Below are 19,955 nucleotides of genomic sequence, written 5' to 3'. Positions count from 1 at the left end.
CCATGTCAGCGCCGATCCAGACCAACGCCCCCCGGACCCCGCCGTACAAGTGGGCCGGGTTGGCGGCGCTGGTGATCGCCGCGCTGGTCCTCGGTTTCGTCTACGGCCAGTTCCGCGGCGACTTCACCCCCAAGACCAACCTGACGATGCTGGCGTCGCGGGCCGGTCTGGTGATGGATCCGGGCTCGAAGGTGACCTACAACGGGGTGGAGATCGGGCGGGTCGGCAGCATCGCGGAGACGGTGCGCGACGGCAAGCCGGCGGCGAAGTTCACGCTCGAGGTCTATCCGCGGTATTTGAAGCTGATCCCGTCCAATGTGAATGCCGATATCAAGGCGACGACGGTGTTCGGTGGCAAGTACGTGTCGTTGACGACGCCGGCGCACCCGTCGCCGCAGAAGATCTCGGCGCACACCGTGCTCGACGCGCGTTCGGTGACCACCGAGATCAACACGCTGTTTCAGACGATCACCTCGATCGCGCAGAAGGTCGATCCGGTCAAGTTGAATCTGACGTTGAGCGCGGCGGCGCAGTCGTTGGCCGGGCTGGGGGAGAAGTTCGGGCAGTCGGTGGTGAATGCGAACGCGGTTTTGGATGAGGTGAATCCGCGGATGCCGCAGGCGCGCAAGGACATTCAGCAGTTGGCGGCGCTGGGCGACACCTATGCGGACGCCTCGCCGGATCTGTTCGACTTCTTGAACAACGCGGTGGTCACCTCGCGCACGATCAACGCGCAGCAAAAGGATCTGGATCAGGCGTTGTTGTCGGCGGCCGGGTTCGGCAACACCGGCGCGGACCTGTTCACCAAGGGCGGCCCGTATCTGGCGCGCGGGGCCGCCGATCTGGTGCCCACGGCCCAGCTGCTCGACACCTACAGCCCCGAACTGTTCTGCGCGGTCCGCAATTACCACGACATCGAGCCCAAGGCCGCCTCGTTCCTGGGCGGCAACGGCTACTCGCTCAACAGCCACACCCAGGCCCTGTCCGGGCTGGGCCTGATCGCCAACCCGCTGTCGCTGGTCGCCGTCGCCGCGCTCACGCTTGGGCTCGGTGCCACGGCAGGTTTGGTCGGTGGGGCGCCCAACCCCTACGTCTGGCCCGAGAACCTGCCGCGGGTGAACGCCCGCGGCGGCCCCGGCGGCGCCCCCGGTTGCTGGCAGCCGCTCACCCACGATCTGTGGCCGGCACCGGAGTTGGTGATGGACTCCGGCAACAGCATCGCGCCGTACAACCACCTGGACACCGGATCGCCGTACGCGATCGAGTATGTCTGGGGACGCCAGGTAGGGGATAACACGATCAACCCATGAAAATCTCCGGAACCATTACCAGGCTCAGCATCTTCTCGGTGGTGCTGTTGATCTTCACCGTGATGATCTTCGTGGTGTTCGGTCAGATGCGCTTCGACCGCACCAACGGGTATTCGGCGGAATTCAGCAACATCAGCGGCCTGCGGGCGGGCCAGTTCGTCCGCGCCTCGGGCGTCGAGGTCGGCAAGGTCGACAAGGTGGAGCTGGTCGACGGCGGCAAGCGCGCCCGGGTGAAATTCAACGTCGACCGCTCCATCCCGCTGTACCAGTCGACGACCGCCCAGATCCGCTACCTCGACCTGATCGGTAACCGCTACCTGGAGATCAAACGCGGTCAGGGCGAAGGCGCGGACAAGGTCCTGCCGCCCGGCGGGTTCATCCCCTTGTCGCGGACGACGCCGGCGCTCGACCTCGACGCCCTGATCGGCGGTTTCAAGCCACTGTTCCGGGCGCTCGACCCACAGAAGGTCAACACCATCGCGACCGCGCTGGTCACCGTGTTCCAGGGCCAGGGCGGCACCATCAACGACATCCTCGACAACACCGCGCAGCTGACCAACCAGCTCGGCGAGCGCGACCAAGCGATCGGTGAGGTCATCAAGAACCTGAACATCGTCTTGGACACCACGGTCCGGCACCGGCAGCAATTCGACCAGACGGTCGACAAGCTCGAGGTGTTGATCACCGGCCTCAAGAACCACGGCGACTCGCAGGCCGCGGGGTTCGCCCACATCAGCAACGCCGCCGGGACGGTCGCCGACCTGCTCGCCGAGGACCGAGCGCTACTGCACAAGACGATCAACTACCTGGACGCCGTTCAGCAGCCGCTGATCGACCAGCAAGACCAACTGCAGGACTACCTGAAGAAGGTGCCCACAGCGCTGAACATGATCGGGCGCGCGATCGGCTCCTACGGGGACTTCGTGAACTTCTACGCCTGCGACATCACCCTCAAGATCAACGGTCTGCAGGCCGGCGGCCCGGTCCGCACGGTCCGGTTGTTCCAGCAGCCGACGGGTAGGTGCACGCCGCAATGAGAACACTGGAACCGCCGAACCGGGTCCGCATCGGGCTGATGGGCATCGTCGTGACGGTGCTCGTGATCGGCGTCGGCCAAAGCTTCACCAGCGTCCCGATGCTGTTCGCCAAGCCGAGCTACTACGGCCAGTTCACCGACTCCGGCGGCATCAACACCGGCGACAAAGTGCGTATCGCCGGCCTGGACGTCGGCAAGGTGGAGGGCATCAAGATCGACGGGGACCACATCCGGTTGAAGTTCTCCATCGGCACCAACACCATCGGCACCGAGAGCCGGCTGGCGATCAAGACCGACACCATCCTGGGGAAGAAGATCCTCGACGTCGAGGCCCGCGGCAACCAGCCCCTGCGGCCCGGGGCGAGTCTGCCGCTGGGCCAAAGCACCACGCCGTACCAGATTTACGACGCGTTCTTCGACGTCACCAAGGCCGCCCAGGGCTGGGACATCGATACCGTCAAGCAGTCCCTGCACGTGCTCTCCCAGACCATCGACCAGACCTACCCGCACCTGAGCCCGGCGCTCGAAGGGGTGGCCAAGTTCTCCGACACGATCGGCAAGCGCGACGAGGAGGTCAAGCACCTGCTCGCCCAGGCCAACCAGGTGGCCGGCGTCCTGGGGGATCGCAGCGACCAGATCGACCGGGCCTTGGTCAATGCGAAAACGCTCCTGGCCGCCTTCAACGAGCGCGGCCAGGCCATCAACGCCTTGCTGGCCAACATCGCCGCCTTCTCCGAACAGGTCAAGGGGCTGCTCGACGACAACCCGAACATCAATCACGTGCTCGAGCAATTGCGCACGCTCAGCGACATCCTGGTGCAGCGCAAAGACGACCTTGCCAATGGGCTCACCGAGGTCGGCAAGTTCCTGCCGTCGTTGAACGAGGCCATCGCCTCGGGACCGTTCTTCAAGGTGGTCCTGCACAACCTGGCCCTGTATCAGATTTCGCAGCCGTGGGTCGACGCGGCGTTCAAGAAGCGTGGGATCGACCCGGAGGACTTCTGGCGCAGCGCCGGATTGCCGGCCTACCGGTTCCCCGACCCCAACGGCACCCGGTTCCCCAACGGCGCGCCGCCCCCGGCGCCCCCGGTGCTCGAGGGCACGCCCGACCACCCGGGGCCGGCCGTCCCTCCGGGATCGCCGTGCTCGTACACGCCGGCGGCGGACGGGCTGCCCCGCCCCGACAACCCGCTGCCCTGTGCGGGTGCGGTGTCCGGGCCGTTCGGTGGACCGGGCTTCCCGGCGCCGGTGGACGTGATGACGTCACCGCCGAACCCCGCGGGCCTGCCACCCACGCCCGGCATCAATATCGCGGGCCGGCCGGGCGACCCGCCGCCGGACGTGCCCGGGACACCCGTCCCGTTGCCGACGCAGGCGCCCCCGGGTGCGCGTACCGAGAACCTGGCGCCGGCCGGACCGGTGCCGCCGCCGTCGACGTTCGCGCCGGGGCTACCGCCGGGTCCGCCGGCACCGCCCGGGCCGGGCAACCAGTTGCCGGCGCCGTTCATCAACCCCGGTGGAGCCGGAGGCAGCGGTGTCACGGGAGGTAGCCAGAATTGAGCACCATCTTTGACATCCGCAACATTCGACTCCCGAAGCTGTCCCGGGCGTCGGTGATCATCGGATCACTGGTGATCGTGCTGGCCCTCGTCGTCGGCTACGTCGGCTGGCGGCTCTACGAGAAGCTGACCAACAACACCGTGGTGGCCTACTTCCCGGCGGCCAACGCTCTGTACCCGGGGGACAAGGTCCAGATCATGGGCCTGCGGGTGGGTGCGATCGACAAGATCGAGCCCACCGGCGACAAGATGAAGGTCACCTTCCACTACGAGAACAAATACCGGGTGCCGGCCAACGCGTCGGCGGTGATCCTCAACCCCACCCTGGTGGCCTCGCGCGCCATCCAGCTGGAGCCGCCGTACAAGGGCGGTCCGGTGCTGGCCGATAACGCCGTGATCCCCGAAGAGCGCACCCAGGTTCCGGTCGAATGGGACCAGCTGCGCAACAGCATCACCAACATCATCTCGAAGCTGGGTCCCACCGCCGAGCAGCCGAAGGGCCCGTTCGGTGAGGTCATCGAGTCGTTCGCCAACGGGCTGGCCGGCAAGGGCAAGCAGTTCAACACCACGCTGAGCAACCTGTCGCAGGCGTTGACCGCATTGAACGAGGGCCGCGGCGACTTCTTCGCCGTGGTGCGCAGCCTGGCGCTGTTCGTCAACGCGCTGCACCAAGACGACGCGCAGTTCGTCGCGCTCAACCAAAACCTGGCCGACTTCACCACCCGGCTCGCGCATAACGACACCGACCTGTCCAACGCGATCCAGCAGTTCGACAGCCTGCTCACCACCGTGCGCCCCTGGCTCGACAAGAACGCCGGGGTGCTGACCTACGACGTCAACAACCTGGAGACCGCGACGAACGCGTTGCTGCAACCGGATTCGCTGAACGGTTTGGAGACCGCGCTGCACGTCCTTCCGACAGCCGCGGCGAACATCAACCAGATCTATCACCCGTCGCACGGATCGGTGGTCGCCATCCCGTCGATCACCAACTTCGCCAACCCGATGCAGTTCATCTGTAGCGCGATCCAGGCCGGCAGCCGGCTTGGGTACCAGGAGTCGGCCGAACTGTGCGCGCAGTACCTGGCGCCGATCCTCGACGCGATCAAGTTCAACTACCCGCCGTTCGGCCTGAACCTGTTCAGCACCGCCGAGACATTGCCCAAGCAAGTGGCCTACTCCGAGCCGCGGTTGCAGCCGCCCAACGGGTACAAGGACACGACCGTCCCCGGCATCTGGGTGCCCGACACCCCGACCTCGCACCGCAACACCCAGCCGGGCTGGATCGTCGCCCCGGGCATGCAGGGTCAGCAGGTCGGTCCCATCACCGCGGGCCTGATGACGCCGGAGTCGTTGGAAGAGCTCATGGGTGGCCCGAACATCGAACCCGTCCAGTCGAACCTGCAGACCCCGCCGGGTCCGCCGAACGCCTACGACGAGAACCCGATCCTGCCGCCGATGGGACTGAACGCCCCGGTGCCGATCCAGCCGCCGCCGCCCGGGCCGGGCGTGGCCCCGGGTCCCGTGGCGCCGACCCCGGCGCCGGTGTCCGCGCCCGCGCCGAACGCTGGCGGGCCGGCGTCGGCCGCTGACTTCGGAGGTGGCCAGTGACGAGCGCGATGAGGCTGATCCGGCACCGGGCCTGGCAGGGGTTGACCCTGCTGGTGGCCGCGATGGTGCTGAGCTCGTGTGGCTGGAAGGGCATCTCGAACGTCTCGATTCCGGGCGGCCCCGGCAGCGGCGCGGGATCGATGACCATCTATGTGCAGGTGCCCGACACCCTGGCGATCAACGGCAACAGCAAGGTGATGGTGGCCGACGTGTTCGTCGGCTCGATCAAGGCCATCAACCTGAAGAACTGGGTGGCCACCCTGACGCTGGGCTTGGACAAGCACACCAAGCTGCCCAAGAACGCCACCGCCAAGATCGGCCAGACCTCGCTGCTGGGTTCGCAGCACGTCGAGCTCGCGTCGCCGCCGAACCCGTCGCCCGAGCTGCTCAAGGACGGCGACACCATTCCGCTGAAGAACTCGTCGGCGTATCCCACCACCGAGCAGACGCTGGCCAGCCTTTCATTGATCCTGCGCGGCGGCGGCATCCCCAACCTGGAGGTGCTGCAGAACGAGATCTACAACATCTTCAACGGCCGCGGCGAGGCGATCCGGTCCCTGCTCGGCAAGCTGGACACCTTCACCACCCAGCTCAACGCGCAGCGCGACGACATCACCCACGCCATCGACTCCACCAACCGGCTGCTGACCTACGTCGGCGGGCGGGCGGATGTCCTGGACCGGGTGCTCACCGACATCCCGCCGCTGATCAAACACTTCGCCGACACGCAAAACCTGCTGATCAACGCCGTCGATTCGGTGGGGCGCCTGAGCCAGGTCGCCGACCAGTACCTGTCGGAGGCGCGAGCGCCGCTGTACACCGACCTGCAGGCGCTGCAATGCCCGTTGAAGGAGCTCGGCCGGGCCTCGCCGTACCTGATCGGCGCGCTGAAGTTGATCCTCACGCAGCCGTTCGACATCGACACGGTGCCGAAGATCTTCCGCGGCGACTACATCAACATCTCGTTGACGCTGGACCTGACCTACAGCGCGGTCGACAACGCGTTCCTGACCGGGACCGGGCTGTCGGGAGCCCTGCGGGCGCTCGAGCAGTCGTTCGGGCGTGACCCCGAGACGATGATCCCCGACGTGCGCTACACGCCGAACCCGAATGACGCGCCGGGTGGACCGCTGGTGGAAAGGGGGGACAGGAATTGCTGACTCCCTTCATCCGACGCCAGCTGATCGCCTTCGGGATCCTGACCGTCATCTCGCTGCTCGTGCTCGGGGTGTACTACCTGCAGATCCCGAGCCTGATGGGCATCGGCCGGTACACGCTGAAGGCCGAGCTGCCCGCCTCGGGCGGGCTGTATCCGACGGCGAATGTCACCTATCGCGGCATCACCATCGGCAAGGTCACCGACGTCGAGCCGACCGAGCGCGGCGCCGAGGCGACGATGAGCATCGACAGCCACTACAAGATCCCGACCGACACGATCGCCAACGTGCACTCGGTCTCGGCCGTCGGTGAGCAATACCTGGACCTGGTGTCGAGCGGAAACCCCGGCAAGTACCTCGCGGACGGACAGACCATCACCAAGGGCACGGTGCCCGCCGAAATCGGGCCGGCCCTGGACACGGCGAACCGCGGCTTGGCGGTGCTGCCCAAGGAAAAGATCGGCCAGCTGCTCGACGAGACGGCGCAATCCGTCGGCGGGCTGGGTCCCGCCCTGCAGCGCTTGGTCGACTCCACCCAGGCCATCGTCGGCGATTTCAAGACCCAGATCACCGACGTCAACGACATCATCGAGAACTCCGGCCCGGTGCTGGACAGCCAGGTCAAATCGCGCGACAACATCGAGCGCTGGGCACGCAACCTGAACAGGCTCGCCGCCCAGTCCGCGCAGCAGGACCAGCGTCTGAAAAGCCTGCTGCACCAGGCGGCGCCGACGGCCGATCAGGTCAACGACCTCTTCAGCGGCGTCCGGGAGTCGCTGCCGCAGACGCTGGCCAACCTTGAGGTCGTCTTCGACCTGCTCAAGCGCTACCACACCGGCGTCGAGCAGGTCCTGGTGTTCCTTCCGCAGGGCGCGTCGATCGCCCAGACGGTGGCCGCCCCATTCCCGAACATGGCCGCGCTCGACCTGGCGCTGTCGATCAACCAGCCGCCGCCGTGCCTGACCGGCTTCATCCCGGCCTCGGAGTGGCGGTCCCCGGCGGACACCAGCATTCAGCCGTTGCCGACGGGCACGTACTGCAAGATCCCGATGGAGACACCGGCCAACAGCGTGCGCGGGTCGCGCAACATCCCCTGTACGGACATCCCGGGCAAACGGGCGGCCACCCCGCGGGAATGCCGCGACCCCAAGCCGTACGTTCCGGCGGGCACCAACCCCTGGTACGGCGACCCCAACCAGATCCTGACCTGCCCCGCGCCGGGAGCGCGATGCGATCAGTCGGTGCGCCCGGGCATGGTGATCCCCGCGCCGTCGATCAACAACGGGCTCAACCCCGCGCCCTCGGACCGGGTGGCGGGGACTCCCCCGCCCACCAGCGATCCGTTGTCGCGGCCGGGGTCGGGTAGCGTGCAGTGCAACGGCCAGCAACCCAACCCGTGTGTCTACACCCCCAGCGGGCCTCCCACGGCGGTCTACAGTCCCCAAAGCGGTGAACTGGTGGGGCCAGACGGGGTTAAATACTCCGTCGAGAACTCGACCAGAACAGGAGACGACGGATGGAAGGAGATGCTGGCACCAGCCGGCTGAACCCCATCGACACGGACGACGATTCGTTGAGCCCCGAAGACAAGGACGAGGATTCGACGGCACCCGACAGCGGAGCCGAGCAGGCCGATCCGCAGGGTGACCCCCAGGATCCGGTGGAATCCGGTGAGCCCGGTGCGACCGCGCCGCGCGGCCCGTCGCGGGTGGGACGCGGGTGGCTGGCCGCCATCGCGGTGCTGCTGGTGCTGTGCGCCGCCGCGATCGGGGCGGGGGGCTACCTCGCGCAGCGCTATCACCGCGACAGCCTGGTGATCGCCCGCAACGATGCCACCGCGCTCAAGGCGGCGGTCGAATGCGTCACGGCGACGCAGGCGCCGGACACCAACGCGATGACCGCGGCTGAGCAGAAGATCATCGAATGTGGCACAGACACTTTCCGCACGCAGGCCTTGCTGTATACCAGCATGCTCGTTCAGGCGTACCAGGCCGCGAACATCCACGTTCAGGTGTCCGATGTGCGGGCGGCGGTCGAGCGCAACAACCCCGACGGGTCGATAAATATCCTTGTCGCGCTCCGCGTCAAGGTGGCCAGCGATCAGACTGAGAACGAGACCGGCTACCGCCTGCGGGTGAAGATGGCCTTCGCCGAGGGGCAATACAGGATCTCCAAACTCGACCAGGTGACGAAGTGACGGTGGTGGTCGAACAGACTGCACCCACGGACGTCCCAGAGCCACCGCGGGAAGCCTTGGCGCCCTGGCATTCTCGTGTCGGCGCCTTCGCCATCGACGTGCTGCCGGGCGTGGCGGTGCTGGCGACGCTGGCGTTGGTGTCGCTCACGGTGCCGGCGCGCGGCGTGTGGTGGTGGGTGTCCATCTGCGTCATGGGACTCGCCGTCCTGGCGATGCTGGTCAACCGGTTGCTGCTGCCGACCATCCTCGGCTGGAGCCTGGGCCGCGGCGTGGCGGGCATCGCCGTGACGCGTCGCGGCGGTGAGGCCGCGGGGCCGTGGACGCTGCTGCTGCGCGACGTCGTCCACCTGCTCGACACCGCGACGGTGGTGGGATGGCTGTGGCCGCTGTGGGATTCGCGTCGCCGCACGTTCGCCGACATGGTGGCGCGCACCGAGGCGCGACGCCTGCAGCCGGACCAGGCGCCCCGGAACGTCCGGCGCTGGGCCGCGGGCGCGGTGCTGGCCGCGACGGCGGTGTGCCTGGGCGGCGCCGCGCTCAGCTACGGCGCGGGGTACGCCCCACAGCGGGCGAGCGATCAGACCCGCGCCGAAATCGCCACGCAGGGGCCCAAGATCGTGGCCCAGATGCTGACGTATGACCCCAAGTCGCTGCAGGACGACTTCGCCCGGGCGCAGTCGCTGGCGACCGACAAGTACCGCGGACAGTTGGCGGCCCAGCAGGACCTGGTGCGCAAGGGCACCCCGGTCATCAACGAGTACTGGGTCACCAACAGCTCGATCGAATCGGCCGCCCCGAACCGGGCCACCATGCTGCTGTTCATGCAGGGACGGCGCGGCGCGGCACCCGAGGTGCGCTACATCAGCGCAACCGTGCGGGTGAACTTCGCCAAGGGCGGCGGAAACGCTTGGCGCGTCGACGATCTCACCGTGCTGTCCAAGCCGAAGCCGCCGGGGAACGGCAAATGAGCCCGCGCCGCAAGTTCACGCCCGGTGAGCGGCCACTGCTCGTCGAGCACCCGGTGCCGCCGCGGCAAGGATGGCTGGTGCCGCTGGCCGCCACGGTGGCGGCGGTGCTGATGGTCGCGGCGATCAGCGTTTGCGCGCTGATGTGGGGCTCTCACGAATCCCGGGCGCGCGCCGCGTCCCGGGACCGCGAGGTGCTCACCTACGTGACCGGATTCATGACGCAGTTCACCTCCATCGACCCATTTCACGCCAACGACTACGTGAACCGGATACTCGCCCAGGCGACCGGCGATTTCGCCAAGCAGTACGAGAAGAACGCCAACGAGATCCTGCTTCAGGTCGCCCGTGCCGAACCGGCCACGGGCAGCGTGCTCGACGCCGGCCTGGAGCGATGGAACGACGACGGCAGCGCCAATGTCATGGTGGCCACGGCCATCACCACGAAATCACCGGACGAGAAACAGGTTTTGGAGAACGCCAATCGTTGGGCGGCAACCGCGACGCAGGAAGGTAACCAGTGGAAGATCAGCAACCTGCAGCAGGTGATCTGACCGCCGAGGACGAGGCGACCGTTGACGAGGCGACCGTTGCGGCGCCGGACGACGGCGACGCCGGGGCCACCGACGACGCCACCGACGCCGAGGCTACCGAGGACGCCGGCGAGCAGGCGGCGGACGCCCCGGCGCCGGCGCCACGCAAGCGGCGCCTCGCCGGCAAGGCATGGGCAATCGTCGCCCTGGTCGCCGCCGTGCTGTTCGTCGGCTCCGCCGGGTTCGCCGGCGCGATGGTGCAGCCCTACCTAACCGACCGGGCCGTCGCCGAAACGAAAATCAACGTCGCGCGCACGGCGGCCAACGCGATCACCACGCTGTGGACCTACACCCCGGAAAACATGGACACCCTCGCCGACCGCGCATCCGCCTATCTCACCGGCGATTTCGCGGCGCAGTACCGCAAATTCGTCGACGCCATCGTGGCGCCCAACAAACAGGCCAAGATCACCAACCACACCGACGTCACCGGCGCGGCGGTCGAATCGCTCGACGACAACAACGCCGTGGTCATCATCTACACCAACACCACGTCGACCAGCCCGCTGACCAAGAACGTGCCGTCGCTGAAGTACCTGTCCTATCGGCTGTTCATGAAGCGTCAAAAGAGCCGCTGGCTGGTGACCAGGATGACGACGATCACCTCGCTGGATCTGACACCGAAAACCTGACGCCGCAGCCACGGGCACGCCGAAATAGACTGCACCCCATGGCGGTTACCTCACCGGTCTCACAACGATCGACGGTGGCGGCGCTGCTGTTGCTGACGTTCGCGACGGGACTGGCCGACGCGATCAGTATCCTGGTGCTCGGCCACGTGTTCGTCGCCAACATGACCGGCAACGTGATCTTCCTGGGTTTCTGGCTGGCGCCGAGAACCAGCATCGACCTGACCGCCGTCGTGGTCGCCCTGCCGACCTTCGTGTGCACCACCGTGCTCAGCGGCCGGCTGTCCCGGCATTTCGGCGAACGGACGCGGGCGTGGATCACCACGGTGCTGGCCACGGAGATCGTCCTGCTGGTTACCGTGTCGATCCTGGCGGGCGCGGGAGTGCTGACCTACCAACGGAATTCCACCCTCGTCATGATCGGCATCCTCGCCGTGACGTTCGGGCTGCAGCACTCGAGCGCGCGCCAGTTCGGCATCCCGGAACTCTCCACCACCGTGCTGACATCGACGATCGTCAGCCTCGGCCTGGACAGCCGGCTGGCTGGCGGCACCGGTGAGCGCCAAAGGCTGCGGGTCGGCGTTGTCGTCACGATGGGCGCCGGCGCCTTCGTCGGCGCGACGATGTCGAGGTACACGGTCGCCCCGGTGTTCGTCGTGGCCGCGGCGGTGATAGCGACGAGCCTGCTGATCTTCAGGTTCGGGCCCGGTGCAACGAAAGGCGCTGCGGCCGTGGTTAGTTGAACGCGAGCCAGCTCGGCAGCGCCCGCTCGTGTGAGTCGCAGAGTACCTGTCGGGTGTCGCACGACCCCCTGGGGGAGCCGGCGCCGGCCCACATGCCGCCGGTGTCACGGCGCAGCACGATCGCCGAGGAGCCACCGCCGTCGAGCAGCACGGCGTTGTCGCTGCCCAGCCCGCGGAAGAGGTCCTGCATGTTGTCCGGGGTGTAGTTGCCGCCCTCGAAGATGTACATCTCGTCCTTTTGCCGCGCGTAGGCCAACGCCGTTCGCGCGGCGCTGGGCCCGCCGTCGTGCAGCTGTTCGGTGTTGCCGGGTGCCAGCAGCCCGATGCCCGACACCGCCACGAACCTCTCGTTCTTGCTGAGCAGATCCTGGACGACCGGGGTCGCGGCGTCGTAGTCCTTTTTTGTCTTGGGCCACACCACATACGGCGCGCCGCCGGACGGCAGGATCATCGTCGTCAGCGCGCTCCAGCTCTCGCCGCCGCCGGAGAGACCCTGCTTGCCGGGATAGGCGAGGGTGCCCGTGACCGCCTGGTTGGCGCGGCCCCGGCCATTGGTGTTGTCCACGAAGGCGCCCAACGGTGAGCTGCACCCGGTCTGGCGCCACGAACCGCCCTTTTGCCCGCGCACGTCGAAGAAGTTGGCGTTGATCGCGATCGTCGGCTGGCCCATGCGTTGCCACGCCTGCAGCGGTGTGTAGAGCTCCGAGGCCTGCCACAGCCCCTCCCCGGTGCGGGCGCCGGGATTGTTCTCGCAGCGGGCCTGGTCGCCCTGGTGCGTGTCGACCAGCAGGTGCGGTGAGAGACGTCCGGCCGCGTTCTTGATGATCATCAGGTGGCCGCCGTTGTTCATCTCATACCAGCTGCCGGCGGCGTTGAGCATCGGCGCGGGATGGCCGGGGCCGAAGTTGTACACCAGGTAGGAACCGCGGGTGCTGCCGATGGCGTTGGCGAGCAGATCGCGCCCGTCGGCGGCTCGCGCCAGGGGCAGCCCGTTGGTGGCGGCCAGCGTGAAGCAGGCGAGGAGGGCGGTGCAGCACGCCGCCAGCCGGCGGAAGCTGGCGCGTCGGGTCAGCACGATAGCCCTTTCGGCCATGATCTGGATGCAACAGAGACATCATCAGCCTCATTAGTCACACTGTCAATAAAGATAACGAGCCGATGACGCTGGGGCCACGTGCGAATTACGTTTGTTCGCTGGAACTTTCGGGCTCGGCGACGTCCGGGGTTGATTCGGTGGCGGCCGGCGCCGACTCGGTGGCGGCGGGCTCGGCCCGCTTGCCGCGGCGGGCCTTGTGTTGAGCCTGGTGTTCCTGCGCGAGCGCCAGGGCGGCCGCGCCCTGGATCCGGTGAAAGCCCTTGCGGTCGTAGAGGTGCGTGACGATGCCGCCGAGCAGCAGGCCGATGACGAGGCCCACCGCCGTCATGGTCAGCGCCTGGCTCAGGCCCGCATCCCCGCGGCCGCCGAAGTACAGCAGCGATCGCGCGCCCAGGAAAACCTGATGCATCGGCTCGAATTCGGCCAGCCATCGGAAGAAGGACGGCGTCGCCTCCAGCGGCACCGTGGCTCCGGCCGACGGCAGGCCGAGGATCACGAAGATGAGCATGCTCACCAACATCCCCGCGGTGCCGAGCACCGAGAGCAGCGAACTGGACGTGATGCCCACCGCGGCGATCGCGAACACGCCGAACGCCCAGAGTTGCCAACTGAGATCGATGGGCATGCCGAGCGCGTCGGCGATCCAGACGTACACCGCCGAGGTGAGCAGTCCGAGCAGCACCATCATGGCCCACTTGAGCAGCAGCGTCTGGAATCTCGAGATCCTGACCTGCTCGGCGAATCGGTACACCGGGCCGAATTCGGCGGGCACGTAGCCGAGCAGCGCGTCGACCAGCGTGCTGACCACGATGCTGCCGGTGAACCCGGCAAGCAGGAGCAGCAGCGCGTAATAGAACGCGGACAGTCCGTTGCCGGTGCCATTGGGCAGCGGGTTGTAGACGACCGACTGGATCTCGATGGGGGCGGCCAGCCCCACCTGGGCCGCGCCGGGTAGCGGCGCGCCGCCGGTCTGCGCGGCGACCTCCGCCGTAACCCGTTGCCCCGCTATGCCGTTGGCCATCCCCATGGCCGTGCTGAGGGTTTGGCCGGCGATGCTCGCGCCCAGCGTGCCGGCCCGCGGGTTGGTGGAGACGGTGATCGACGGCCGTTCGGCGCGGATCGGCGCCACGGCGCTGGTCCCGAAGTCCCGCAGCTTGGACGAGAAGCTGGGCGGTATCACGACCGACCCGTAGACCCGGCCCGTGTCCAGTTGACGTTTGGCCTCGCCGCGGGAGAGCACGCGGACGTCGAACTTGTTCTTGTCCAACCCATTGACCAGCCGGTCGGTGATCTGCGCGCCCCCGGGGCCGGCGTCCTCGTTCACCACCGCGATGGGGAAATGGTGCAGGTTGGTGCTCGGGTTCAAGATGCCGCCGAGGTAGAGCGCGCACAGCGCCGACATCAGCGCCAACGTGATGATCAGGGGCGCCGCCCAGAACCGCACGGTGCGGATCGCCTTGATGTTGTGCTTGGGATTGGGCGCCGCGTGCTGCGCGTGCGACTGAGGCATGCCGACTCCTGTCTGTCGTGCCCACTCTATGGGCTGCGTCGCCGGCCCTCCATGTCTCAGTCGCCCAGCTTGGCGTGCATCTCCCACAGCAGCAGTTCCGAGGGCTCGCTCGCCGCCGCGCGGCGGCCGTCGGCGTCGGTCAATCGCACGGCGTCGCCCGCGTGCAACTCCCCGATCCCTTCGACGCTGACCCGGCCGCGGGCCAGGAAAAGATGCAGGTAGGGCGCGGCCGGGAGGTGCGCGGCCGCCCCGGCCCGCAGGCGCGTGCCGTGCAGCGCGGCGTGGCGGTTGTGCAGGGTGATGGCCGCGTCGTGGGTGGGGATGCCTGAGGCGATCGTCACCAGGTTGTCGTCCAGCATTTTCGGGTCGATCTCGTGCTGTTGGTAGCTCGGGTCGATGCCGGACTCGTCGGGTACCACCCACATCTGCACGAAATGCACCGGCTCGCTGGGGGAGTCGTTGCGCTCGGAGTGCAGGATGCCGCTGCCGGCCGACATGCGTTGCGCCAGTCCGGGATAGACGACCCCGTGGTTGCCGGTGGAGTCGCGATGGGACAGTTCGCCGCGCAGCACCCAGGTCACGATTTCCATGTCCCGGTGCGGGTGCGTGTCGAATCCCGTTCCGGGGGAGACGATGTCGTCGTTGTTGACCAACAGCAACCCGTAGTGGGTGTTGTCCGGGTCGTAGTGGTCGCCGAAGGAGAACGAGTGCCGGGAGGTCAACCACGGCGTGGTGGTGACGGCCCGATCGGCCGCGCGGCGGATCTCCGCGGTGGCAGACATGATCCCAGCGTAATGCCCGGGCGGGTCAGCCGACCGCCGCGGTGAGCAGCCGCTGGGCGTGGCGGAGCGCGGCGTCGAGCTCGGGCAGGGTCAACCCGGTGGCGTGGCCCAGGTGGATCTCGATCTGATACTCCGGCTGGCCATCGGGGGAGAAGATCGGCAGCACGACGAATTCGGCGGTGGCCAAGTCCGTTTCGAGGACATCGGTGACCGACCGCAGCGTCACCATCGTCATCAGCGTGGTGAGCTGACGCGTGACGTGGGCCGTCGGCTCCAGCGAGGCCAGCACCTCGGCCAGCCGATGGTGCAGCGACTGGTGGGTGTCGTCGAAGCGCCACGCGCCATAGCCGCGGGCACGGATATCGGCGAGCACACGCTGGTGCTCGGAGATTTCGGCGCGGGTGAGCCGGGGCATCACGCGATGCAGCCAGGCCTGGACGAAATCCTCGTCGCGCCAGGCCATGGCCACCAGGCCGAAGGGCGGGTCGATGGGGAAGCGCTGGCCCACAGCGTGTTCGCCGTCGGTGCCGTGGCCGACCGTGTCGACGGTGATCAGGTGCCGGGCGCCGATCTTCGACATCGAGCAGCCCGCGCCGAGCCTGTCGTGCAGGAAGCGCAGCGCGTCGCGCCCGCGGTCCAGCAGCGGAAACTGCTCGCGCAGCCCGTGCACCAGCCCGAACAGCCCGCTGCCCAGCACGTAGCGACGATCCCCGCGCCGCGCCACCCAGGCGCGCCGTTCCAACTCGGCCAGCACGAGGGCGCACGTCGAGGTGCTGATGGCGCAACGTTTTGCCAGTTCCGCCGATGTGAGCCCACCCGGCGAATTCGCCAGGGCGGCAAGGACATCCATCACCCGCGCCGTCGGCGGCGATTTGGGGCGTGGTTCGCCGCGCGCCTGCGCCATTGACGTAGCCACCGCCGCCTCCCTACGATCCGTCCAAAATGCCAGAATATATGTCCTAATATTAGGAGACAATCGTGTTGAAGGTGGGGGTGTGGGGGCCCGGGTCCATGGGAGTGGTCGCCCTGCGTGGCGTGATCGACCATCCGGAGCTGCAACTGGTCGACGTCGTGGTGCACAGCGATGCCAAGGCCGGCCGAGATGCCGGGGAGCTGTGCGGCATTGCGCCGGTGGGCGTGGTGGCCACCCAGGATCCGGCGGCCATGCTCGCCGGCGACGCCGACGCCGTGGTGTACGCCGCCGCCGCCAACCTGCGGCCGCTGGACGCCGTCGAGGACATGGTGTCGATCCTGCGGGCCGGAAAGAACGTGGTGTCGTGTTCGGTGGTGCCGCTGGTCTTTCCCGACGCCGTCGACGCCGCGTTCACCGAGCCGCTGCGCCAGGCCGCGATCGACGGCGGGGTGTCGTTCTTCACCACCGGCATCGACTCCGGATTCGCCAACGACGTTCTGCCGCTGATGCTTACCGGCGTGTCGCGGGTGATCGAATCGGTGCGCGTGACCGAGATGTTCAACTACGCGACCTACCCGGACCGCTCCGCCGTCTACGAGATCCTCGGGTTCGGGCAGCAACCGGACTACCCGGCCTTCGCGGCCCAGCCGGGGATTTTCACCTTCGGCTGGGGGCCCGTGTTGCACCAGCTCGCCGCCGGGTTGGGGGTCAAGATCGACAACATCGAGGAGGCCAACGAGCGGATCCCCGCCGGCGAATCTTTCGACACGCCAACGGGGCACATCGCGGCCGGAACGATCGCGGCCATGCGCTCGACGCTGACCGGTTACGTCGGGGGGAAACCGACCTTCGTCCTCGACCACGTGACGCGCATGCGCGACGACATCGCCCCGGACTGGCCCCAGCCCCGCATCTGCATCGAGCCGAAGGACCTCGGTTACGGCCCGGCGTCCGGCCGCGGGTTGTACCGCGTCGAGATCGAGGGTTCCCCCAGCATGCGCTGCGAATTCGAGATGGCCGAAGACCACGACCACGACCTGGGGGCGCGCATCGCGGGCTCCTCGAGGATGGTCAACGCCATCCCCGCCGTGTGCGCCGCCGCGCCCGGGCTGCTCTCCGCGCTGGACCTGCCGCTGATCACCGGGAACGGCCTGTTGCGTCCGGTGCCGGGCCCGCCGCCCGACAGCAGGCTGTTCTAGTTGGTGACGGCGCGAGTGAGGAGGCGGGCAATCTTGCCTCGCCCGGTGACGGCGAGCGCCGGAACGGCGCGAGTGAGGAGGCGGGCAATCTTGCCTCGCCCGGTGACGGCGAGCGCCGGAACGGCGCGAGTGAGGAGGCGGGCAATCTTGCCTAGGACCGCGCGCCGGGGTACGTCGCGGCGGCGAGCTCCAGGATCTCGGCGCGGTCGGCCGCCAGAATGAATCCGGAGCGGATCGCCGCGTCGAGCGCGCCGGTGAAGCGCTCCAGGTATTCCGTGCTCCCGCCGGGATAGAGCCGGCGCAGCGTGGCGGCGTCGAAAAGCTCGCCGGAGCCGAAGATCATGGACATGATGCTTTCCTCGCCACCCAGCCCCGACGTCCGGGCGACCGGCACGTCCACCCAGGGGGTCCTGAGCCCTCCGCGGGCGAGGCCGTTGCCATCCAGAACCGGTTGCGGCCCTTCGGTTTCCCGGGCCTTAAGGGGTTCCGCGCTCGGCGCCGGCTCGCCGCTGGCGACCCACGTGTTGAGGGCGGCGAGCGCGGCCTGCACCACATAGTGGTGTTGCGGCCCGAAGTTGATGCAGTGCGCCAACTGCTGGCCCATCAGCATGTTGGTCGGCGTGTAGGCGGCGGCGATGTCCGCGAGCGGCGCCGACCCGCTGTCGATGAACGCGACCTGGATGGTGTAGTTGTCGGCGTGGGCGGCGCCGGCGATCTCCCAGACCCGCAGGTAGTTGCTGTCGGGCTGGCGGGCGAAGTAGTAGCCCTGCCGGGCTCCGCCGAACACGTCGGTTTCCGTGACGACCGTCAGCAGCGGGACGCGCAGCTCCGGGCGGAACGCAACCCCTTGCGGCTCTTCGGTTTCCGCGAAGATCGAGGTTCCGTCGAGCGGGGCGGCTGAGCCGAAACGGGAATGGACGAGGAACCCGTCGTAGGTGCGGGCCAACGGGTCGACGGCGTTGATGTAGGTCGTGAGGAACATGGCCGATTGCGATTCGCCCAGCGCGATGACGCGCCGCACGGGCAGATCCCCCAGCAGGGCCCGGCCCTCGTCGCATTTGAGCAGGCCGCCGATCTGGGAGAAGATGTCGTAGCAGAAGGCGTCGCCCGGGTGGTGTAGGGGCGCATACCGTTGTGGGTCCTGGGTTTTCAGCGACATGTCCGCGCCGAGCAGGCTGTCGCCGCCCTCGACCCCCACCCGCTGCGCCGAGACCCCGACGTAGGCGTAGCCCGACCGGATGATTTCGCGGTGCGCCATCATCCATACCGCGGGAGCGTCGATGCCGCCGCTCACGTTGAGCCATTCGACCAGCACGGTTCCGTTGAATCGCGCCGGATCGGTGGGTGTCAACACCACGATCCGCGTCGTGAAATCGGCGGAGCCCGAGGGTGTTACGTCCCAGCGGCCATCGGGTCCCAACTCGGACACCGGAGTATAGGACGACGCCGTCGCGGAAACGAAGAATTCCTTGACGCGGTAGCCCACGTCGGCGAGGTCATAGGCGCTCAGCAGCAGCAGCGGCTTGCCGGGCGCGGCCGTGACCAGGGCGGTGGAATTCGTCATGTGCGCAACCTTCTTACTCCTGACCGGCGGACAGCGAACCGGGCAGCCCGAACTTCGTGAACAACGTCTCATCGAGGAACGCCACCACGTGAGAAACCTTCTCGCCGTGCACATCCAGCACATGCAACTGGAAGGGGACGTGCACGTCGCCGGCGCGCATGTACATCGCGGCGGCGAGCTGACCGTTGGCGACCAGCGGCAGCAGCCGCATGTCTCCGCCCGCCTCGGCCGGGCATTGCTGGTGGATCAGGGTCACGATGTCCGCCGCGCCCCGATACCAGCCGGCGTACGGCGGCATTTCCCAGATCGCCTCCGCGGTGAACAACTCCACCAGGCGGTCGATGTCGTAGGTCTCGAACGCGGCGATGTAGCGGGCCAGCAGGTCTTGGGCCTCGGGCGAATCCGGCGGCGCCAGTTGGTCGTCGGCGCTGGGACCGACGGCGTCCAGTTGCGACCGGGCCCGCTGCAGCAGGCTGTTGACGGCGGTCGTGGTGGTGCCGACCGCCTCGGCGACCTCGGCGGAGCGCCACTGCAGCACGTCGCGCAGCAGCAGCACCGCCCGCTGCCGCGGCGGAAGGTATTGCAGCGCAGCCACGAACGCCAGCCGTACCGACTCCCGCGACCCGACGACCACCGACGGGTCCGCCGGGTGATCGGTCAACTCCGGCAGCGGCTCGAGCCAGGGCACTTCGCGGCGCTCCACCAGCTCCGCGGTCGGGTCCGAGCTCGGGGCGCCCAGGCCCACCGGCAACGCCCTGCGCCCCTTGCCCTCCAGCGCGCTCAGGCAGGTGTTGGTGGCGATGCGGTGCAGCCAGGTCCGCAGCGAGGACTTGCCTTCGAAACGGTCGTAGGACTTCCAGGCCCGCAGCAACGTCTCCTGCACCAGATCTTCGGCGTCGTGCAGCGACCCGGTCATCCGATAGCAGTGGGCGAGCAGCTCGCGGCGATAGGGCTCGGCCTGGGCCGAGAAATCGGTCCCCAGCACCGCGTCGCCTTCGGGGTCTTGGGCGAGAAGACTCACGCGGATGAGCCTACGCAGTGTCCGCAACCCCGGCCGGGATCCCAGCCATTACGCTGCACCTCAATGACTA

The 19,955-nt window shown here is 67.9% G+C and carries 17 protein-coding genes and 1 pseudogene; 12 read left to right on the top strand and 6 right to left on the bottom strand.

Translation table 11 applies throughout. The annotated features are described in order from the left end of the window. The first annotated feature begins 2 nt into the window (after positions 1-2). The 11 genes from OCU_RS48880 (at position 3) to OCU_RS48830 (ending at position 11,800) form a co-directional block, all read left to right on the top strand. Complete coding sequence (locus tag OCU_RS48880) at positions 3-1,310, top strand: MCE family protein (protein ID WP_014381457.1); 1,308 nt, start codon at positions 3-5, stop codon at positions 1,308-1,310. Continuing rightward, positions 1,307-2,347 (top strand): virulence factor Mce family protein, encoded by a 1,041-nt coding sequence (locus OCU_RS48875; RefSeq protein WP_009957839.1) that lies wholly within the window; start codon positions 1,307-1,309, stop codon positions 2,345-2,347. The genes OCU_RS48880 and OCU_RS48875 overlap by 4 nt, the downstream gene beginning before the upstream one ends. Next, positions 2,344-3,906, top strand: coding sequence for a virulence factor Mce family protein (locus OCU_RS48870; protein WP_009957841.1), 1,563 nt, complete (start codon positions 2,344-2,346; stop codon positions 3,904-3,906). The genes OCU_RS48875 and OCU_RS48870 overlap by 4 nt, the downstream gene beginning before the upstream one ends. Further along, positions 3,903-5,516: a virulence factor Mce family protein gene (locus OCU_RS48865; protein ID WP_014381456.1), complete on the top strand. Its 1,614-nt coding sequence runs from the start codon at positions 3,903-3,905 to the stop codon at positions 5,514-5,516. Before OCU_RS48870 ends, OCU_RS48865 begins: the two co-directional genes overlap by 4 nt. Positions 5,517-5,524: 8 nt before the next feature. Next, positions 5,525-6,676 (top strand): virulence factor Mce family protein, encoded by a 1,152-nt coding sequence (locus OCU_RS48860; RefSeq protein ID WP_014381455.1) that lies wholly within the window; start codon positions 5,525-5,527, stop codon positions 6,674-6,676. Beyond that, positions 6,670-8,220, top strand: coding sequence for a virulence factor Mce family protein (locus OCU_RS48855; protein WP_014381454.1), 1,551 nt, complete (start codon positions 6,670-6,672; stop codon positions 8,218-8,220). Before OCU_RS48860 ends, OCU_RS48855 begins: the two co-directional genes overlap by 7 nt. Continuing rightward, positions 8,190-8,870 (top strand): MFS transporter, encoded by a 681-nt coding sequence (locus OCU_RS48850; protein ID WP_014381453.1) that lies wholly within the window; start codon positions 8,190-8,192, stop codon positions 8,868-8,870. The genes OCU_RS48855 and OCU_RS48850 overlap by 31 nt, the downstream gene beginning before the upstream one ends. After that, positions 8,867-9,838 carry an RDD family protein gene (locus OCU_RS48845; protein WP_014381452.1) on the top strand — a complete coding sequence of 324 codons (972 nt, stop codon included), beginning with the start codon at positions 8,867-8,869 and terminating at the stop codon, positions 9,836-9,838. The genes OCU_RS48850 and OCU_RS48845 overlap by 4 nt, the downstream gene beginning before the upstream one ends. Next, positions 9,835-10,389, top strand: coding sequence for a hypothetical protein (locus tag OCU_RS48840; protein ID WP_009955421.1), 555 nt, complete (start codon positions 9,835-9,837; stop codon positions 10,387-10,389). The genes OCU_RS48845 and OCU_RS48840 overlap by 4 nt, the downstream gene beginning before the upstream one ends. Further along, positions 10,356-11,060, top strand: coding sequence for a hypothetical protein (locus OCU_RS48835; RefSeq protein WP_014381451.1), 705 nt, complete (start codon positions 10,356-10,358; stop codon positions 11,058-11,060). Before OCU_RS48840 ends, OCU_RS48835 begins: the two co-directional genes overlap by 34 nt. Positions 11,061-11,134: 74 nt before the next feature. Then, complete coding sequence (locus OCU_RS48830; protein ID WP_009955423.1) at positions 11,135-11,800, top strand: YoaK family protein; 666 nt, start codon at positions 11,135-11,137, stop codon at positions 11,798-11,800. Here OCU_RS48830 and OCU_RS48825 read toward each other — a convergent pair. From OCU_RS48825 to OCU_RS48810, 4 genes are all read right to left on the bottom strand, one after another. Continuing rightward, a complete protein-coding gene (locus OCU_RS48825; RefSeq protein ID WP_085976465.1) occupies positions 11,793-12,902 on the bottom strand; it encodes a phosphodiester glycosidase family protein in 1,110 nt (369 codons plus the stop codon). The two genes, OCU_RS48830 and OCU_RS48825, sit on opposite strands and share 8 nt — an antisense overlap. Positions 12,903-12,981: 79 nt before the next feature. Next, complete coding sequence (locus OCU_RS48820) at positions 12,982-14,406, bottom strand: YhgE/Pip domain-containing protein (protein ID WP_014381450.1); 1,425 nt, start codon at positions 14,404-14,406, stop codon at positions 12,982-12,984. A 56-nt stretch (positions 14,407-14,462) separates the two neighbouring features. Further along, positions 14,463-15,188, bottom strand: coding sequence for a pirin family protein (locus OCU_RS48815; protein ID WP_009955428.1), 726 nt, complete (start codon positions 15,186-15,188; stop codon positions 14,463-14,465). Between the two features lie 25 nt (positions 15,189-15,213). Beyond that, the gene (locus OCU_RS48810) at positions 15,214-16,092 is read right to left on the bottom strand and encodes a MarR family transcriptional regulator (protein ID WP_009955429.1); all 879 of its coding nucleotides are present in this window, start codon (positions 16,090-16,092) and stop codon (positions 15,214-15,216) included. Between the two features lie 74 nt (positions 16,093-16,166). On the opposite strand from OCU_RS48810, the gene OCU_RS48805 reads away from it, so the two are divergent. Further along, positions 16,167-17,300, top strand: a complete 1,134-nt coding sequence (locus OCU_RS48805) for an NAD(P)H-dependent amine dehydrogenase family protein (protein WP_029384940.1) — start codon at positions 16,167-16,169, stop codon at positions 17,298-17,300. Between the two features lie 151 nt (positions 17,301-17,451). Here the strand turns inward: OCU_RS48805 and OCU_RS48800 are convergent, their stop codons facing one another. Together OCU_RS48800 and OCU_RS48795 are read right to left on the bottom strand one after the other, a co-directional pair. Beyond that, positions 17,452-18,864, bottom strand: coding sequence for an alpha/beta hydrolase domain-containing protein (locus OCU_RS48800; protein ID WP_014381449.1), 1,413 nt, complete (start codon positions 18,862-18,864; stop codon positions 17,452-17,454). Positions 18,865-18,877: 13 nt separating this feature from the next. Next, a pseudogene (locus OCU_RS48795) lies at positions 18,878-19,934 on the bottom strand (sigma-70 family RNA polymerase sigma factor). Positions 19,935-19,955: the final 21 nt, after the last annotated feature.

Origin of the sequence: Mycobacterium intracellulare ATCC 13950, from assembly GCF_000277125.1 — a bacterium.
GTDB classification, from domain to species: domain Bacteria; phylum Actinomycetota; class Actinomycetes; order Mycobacteriales; family Mycobacteriaceae; genus Mycobacterium; species Mycobacterium intracellulare.
This window is presented reverse-complemented; position numbering and strand designations above follow the sequence as displayed.

Coding starts and splice junctions, on each gene's coding strand:
- OCU_RS48860 (WP_014381455.1), top strand. CDS start 5,525: ATGAGGCTGATCCGGCACCGGGCCTGGCAGGGGTTGACCCTGCTGGTG.
- OCU_RS48850 (WP_014381453.1), top strand. CDS start 8,190: ATGGAAGGAGATGCTGGCACCAGCCGGCTGAACCCCATCGACACGGAC.
- OCU_RS48840 (WP_009955421.1), top strand. CDS start 9,835: ATGAGCCCGCGCCGCAAGTTCACGCCCGGTGAGCGGCCACTGCTCGTC.
- OCU_RS48880 (WP_014381457.1), top strand. CDS start 3: ATGTCAGCGCCGATCCAGACCAACGCCCCCCGGACCCCGCCGTACAAG.
- OCU_RS48810 (WP_009955429.1), bottom strand. CDS start 16,092: ATGGCGCAGGCGCGCGGCGAACCACGCCCCAAATCGCCGCCGACGGCG.
- OCU_RS48815 (WP_009955428.1), bottom strand. CDS start 15,188: ATGTCTGCCACCGCGGAGATCCGCCGCGCGGCCGATCGGGCCGTCACC.
- OCU_RS48800 (WP_014381449.1), bottom strand. CDS start 18,864: ATGACGAATTCCACCGCCCTGGTCACGGCCGCGCCCGGCAAGCCGCTG.
- OCU_RS48820 (WP_014381450.1), bottom strand. CDS start 14,406: ATGCCTCAGTCGCACGCGCAGCACGCGGCGCCCAATCCCAAGCACAAC.
- OCU_RS48870 (WP_009957841.1), top strand. CDS start 2,344: ATGAGAACACTGGAACCGCCGAACCGGGTCCGCATCGGGCTGATGGGC.
- OCU_RS48875 (WP_009957839.1), top strand. CDS start 1,307: ATGAAAATCTCCGGAACCATTACCAGGCTCAGCATCTTCTCGGTGGTG.